The sequence below is a fragment of the Methanocalculus sp. genome, from assembly GCF_030651615.1.
Lineage (GTDB): Archaea > Halobacteriota > Methanomicrobia > Methanomicrobiales > Methanocorpusculaceae > Methanocalculus.
On sequence record NZ_JAUSCG010000097.1, the window covers coordinates 1 to 4,084 of the forward strand.

The 4,084-nt window shown below is 47.7% G+C and carries 5 protein-coding genes; all 5 read left to right on the top strand.

Annotated features, from left to right (window positions below; translation table 11 throughout):
- Positions 1 to 1,544 (top strand): V-type ATP synthase subunit I (locus tag Q7V06_RS04085; RefSeq protein WP_304838490.1); only part of this gene is annotated, 1,544 nt, incomplete at its 5' end.
- 173 nt (positions 1,545 to 1,717) lie between these two features.
- Entirely contained in the window at positions 1,718 to 1,927 is a 210-nt protein-coding gene (locus Q7V06_RS04090; protein WP_304838493.1) for an ATPase, read from the top strand.
- A gap of 106 nt (positions 1,928 to 2,033) precedes the next feature.
- Complete coding sequence (locus tag Q7V06_RS04095) at positions 2,034 to 2,612, top strand: V-type ATP synthase subunit E (protein ID WP_304838495.1); 579 nt, start codon at positions 2,034 to 2,036, stop codon at positions 2,610 to 2,612.
- 6 nt (positions 2,613 to 2,618) lie between these two features.
- Complete coding sequence (locus Q7V06_RS04100; protein WP_304838497.1) at positions 2,619 to 3,680, top strand: V-type ATPase subunit; 1,062 nt, start codon at positions 2,619 to 2,621, stop codon at positions 3,678 to 3,680.
- On the top strand, positions 3,673 to 3,993 hold the full coding sequence (locus Q7V06_RS04105) for a V-type ATP synthase subunit F (protein WP_304838499.1): 321 nt from the start codon (positions 3,673 to 3,675) through the stop codon (positions 3,991 to 3,993). Before Q7V06_RS04100 ends, Q7V06_RS04105 begins: the two co-directional genes overlap by 8 nt.
- Positions 3,994 to 4,084 lie beyond the last annotated feature (91 nt).

Consider the following 4,084-nt stretch of genomic DNA (forward strand, 5'->3'; position numbering starts at 1 on the left):
TTGAGAAGATCATCCCGATTGAAGGGCAGATCCCTGCACTTGAGGGCTTTGAGATCACCATCATCTTAATACAGGGAGAATTCGAAGGAATTCTGGAGTTGATTAAGGAGAAACTCACCCAGATCACAAAGAATCAGTGTGAACTGATCTCAGCTCCCATCGATGAAGAGAATATTGCAACAGTGGTTATCTTTAACAAAAAGTATTCTGGTGAAGTCCATACTCTTCTCTATTCACAGAATGTCAACGAACTCAGGCTTCCACCAGAATACCTCAACCGCCCGCTGAAGGAGATCCTCGTTCTCAATGAAGAAAGAAGGGTTTCAGCGGTCAAAGAAGTCCAGGAGATCGAAGAGGTGCTCAAGGCACTCTCGCGTACCTGGCAGGACGAAGTTGTTGCACTCGCCCACCTTTTAAAAGACAGGCATGAGGAGAACAAGGTCTTCAACAAATTCGGCCAGACAGATTATGCCTTTGTGATACTCGGCTGGATTCCGAAGAAGTTCCTCGTGTCCACTAAGAAAACACTGCATGACACCTATGGTGATCAGGTTGTTATCGACGAATTGCCAGCAGATCCTGATATGATGGATGAAGCACCGACATTTTATGACAACCCCGCGATCCTCAAGCCATTTGAATACCTCCTGAGCGTCATCTCACATCCAAAGTATCATGAGATCGATCCTACTCCAATCTTTGCAGTCTTCTTCCCGCTCTTCTTCGGGCTGATCGTCGGGGATATCGCATATGGTTTCATCATTTTGGGCCTTGCGCTCCTGCTGAAGAGAAAGTTTGGTGAGAGGTTCGACTGGATACACCCTCTGATGAACCTGATGATCATAGCCTCGATCCCGACGATTGTCTTTGGATACATATTTGGGGAGTTCTTCGGAGATTTTGGAGAGAATATGGGCTGGATTCACCCGCTTGAGATCATGGGCATCACCTGGCACCGGCTTGATGCCCTGGTCCCGATGCTCGTTCTCTCAATTGCTATTGGAGTATTTCATATCATCTTCGGGCTCAGCCTTGGCATCATCAACCAGTGGACCAAGATGCGATGCACGAAGTACATCTGCGAATGCAGAAAGCATATCTGTGAAAAAGCAGGGATGATCATGGTCATCGTCAGCATCCTTGTCCTGCTCGGAGCAATGATACACATTATACCTAATATCCTGATGTATCCGGGGATTGTGATGCTGATTATCGCTCTTGCCCTTATAATCTATGGTGGTGGTGTTATTGCCAGTATTGAAGTCATCAGTATCATCTCCAATATTCTCTCCTATGCACGTATTATGGCAATAGGAACTGCATCGGTGATTCTGGCACTGGTCGCCAATCAGATTGGAGGGATGATGGAGGTTGCAGTAGTCGGGGTGTTTGTTGCAGCTATCATCCACCTGATCAACATTCTCCTGAAGATGTTTGTTGCATCTCTCCATTCATTCAGGCTTCATATCGTTGAGTTTGCTCCCAAGTTCTCTGAAGGGGGAGGAAAAGTATATAATCCCTTTGGGAAGGGTGGCCGGAGTTGATTCCATGATATGAATAGCCTATTCAGTAGCATTGAGAGAAGCGGGATGGTATACAATCCTGTCAGGTGCGTATCCCTTGTATTCGATCAGAATACGTCCGATATGGGGTAATGGTACAGAAAACTGAGCTTATCTATTGAAATCTGGGTATAATTGAGGAGTGGAGTGGTAGTATGGACTTAGGTATGCCAATTGGGGCCGGTATTGCATTTGGTCTTGGAGCACTTGGTGCTGGGATCGCAATGTCGAGGATTGGTGCTGCAGGAGCAGGGACGGTGGCTGAAAAGCCTGAGCTTTTCGGTTACATGCTTATATTGCTTGCAATTCCGGAGACACTTGCAATCTTTGGGTTCGTCATCGCTGCGATGATCCTGATCATGTAATCTGGCAGGGAAACAGATCCGCTGAGAGGTCAAGGGCAACCGGAGCTGTTGAGGGACTGTTCTCCTGAGTTATAATCGAATAGTTAAATGAGGGGTAGAATGGCACATGACTAAAGAACTGATACAGGCAGTCGAAGAATCAGCTCAGGAGGAGATTAGCAGCATCAGGGAGCATGCAGCTGCACAAGTAATCCGGATAAAAGAGGAGGCAAGAGCCGAAGGTGAAAAATTAAGACAACATCACCCCGAGTACTGGAAAAGTATTGCTGCTGCTCGGCGGACAACGATTGTTGCAGCACGCGAAAAAGCAAAATTGAAACTGTTGCAGATCAAGGAGGAGATCTTTGAAGAGACATTTCGTCATGCCGAAGAGGAACTAGCCGGATTCAGAGATAGTTCCCGGTATGAAGGTTTCCTGAACTATGTTATTCTGGAGGCACTGGCAGAACTGGATGGCGCATCTGCTGTTCTCCGGGTTGATAAACGAGATGTTGCACTCTGCACAAGCATACTCAAAACGCTGAGCCAAAGCCATGCGGTGATCGCCGACATCGAGTCGATGGGCGGGGTCATCGCCAGTACAACCGATGAATCCGTCATTGTGAAAAACACAATTGAATCCCGTTTAAAGAGATCAAGGGAAGTTCTCAGGAAAGAGATCTTTTCGATCCTTGATGGAGGATGAGGTTTCATGGATGAGATGGATTACTCACATGCAAATGCCCGGATCAGGGCCATGAAGAGCCGCCTCCTCGATCAACAATTACTGGATGAACTCGCAAACAAACCTGATATTGATGCACTCATTGTTGCACTTGAAGAGACAGCATACAGAACCGAACTCCAGAAGGCAGGTATTGAGTATACCGGAATACTTCAGGTTGAGACTGCATTGCGGCGGGATCTTGTGAATACATTCCAAAAGATTCTCCGTTTCTTCAGGGAAGAAGAAGAGAAGATCTCCATTCGAATCATCCTGAACCGCTGGGATCTGCAGAATATCAAGACAATCCTGCGTGGAAAAAAGATCAATGCCCATCACGATGAAATACAGGAGAATCTTGTCCCTGCCGGAGAACTTGATTATGCCGCACTTATTGAACTTGCCCAGCAACCTGATATCAGGGCTGTCATCGACCTGCTTGCTACATGGAGGATCGAGTACGCACGCCCCCTCACCCGGAAGTTGCAGGAGTACCTTGAGATACGCGACCTTTCAATCCTTGAATTTGCCATGGACCGGTTTTACTTTGAGAATGCCCGTTTTGCCCTTACAGGTGGTGACAATTACAGCCAGAGCATTGTCCTTGAGCTCCTGAAAACCGAGATCGATGTGGCGAATATCAGGATGGTGCTGCGTGTGGTCAGGGACAGGATACATGTCGAAGAACCCGGTGATTACCTGATCGAAGGGGGAAAGTACCTTCCTCATGACCTGCTTGTGCAGATGATGGCTGCACGATCCATTGAAGAGGTCGTCAAAGAGCTAATCCAGACACCGTATGCATTTCTTGCCGAGGTGAACAGGGAGGATATTGTTCTTGAGCGGATCTCTGTTCTTGAACGTGAACTCGAACGTTTTATGATCAAGAAAGGGTGCAGCAGCTTCCTCAAGGATCCCCTGAGTATTGCAATCCCAGTCGGGTTTATCTGGGCAAAACAGAACGAAATCACCAATATCAGAATAATTGCCCGTTCAATCATGGGCCAGGTGCCTGAGACGGAGATGCAGAGGGTGATGACACATGTATAAATGTCTGGTGGTCACCGATCCTGAAACGGCCCCGGGATTCCGGATGGCGGGTGTTGAAGTGATCGAGCTTGCAAACCCAGATGAGGCAGAAAAACTTGTTATCAGACTCCTCCACCGTGATGATACCGGAGTTATTGCGATGAATGAAGATTTCATCGCGAAACTTGACCACAAGATCATGGAACGGATTGAGCGGTCGTACCGGCCGATCATCATCCCGATTCCCTCCGGGAGAAAACAGGTGGATAGGGAGAGCTATATGGACCGTCTTCTGAGGAGAGCAATCGGCTATAATATTGTTGTGAGGCGATGACCATGACGATAGGCAGTATTTCACGGATTTCAGGGCCGGTTGTGACCGCCGAAGGCCTTCGGGGATCGATGATGTATGAGGTGGTCCGGGT

Coding starts and splice junctions, on each gene's coding strand:
- Q7V06_RS04090 (WP_304838493.1), top strand. CDS start 1,718: ATGGACTTAGGTATGCCAATTGGGGCCGGTATTGCATTTGGTCTTGGA.
- Q7V06_RS04095 (WP_304838495.1), top strand. CDS start 2,034: ATGACTAAAGAACTGATACAGGCAGTCGAAGAATCAGCTCAGGAGGAG.
- Q7V06_RS04100 (WP_304838497.1), top strand. CDS start 2,619: ATGGATGAGATGGATTACTCACATGCAAATGCCCGGATCAGGGCCATG.
- Q7V06_RS04105 (WP_304838499.1), top strand. CDS start 3,673: ATGTATAAATGTCTGGTGGTCACCGATCCTGAAACGGCCCCGGGATTC.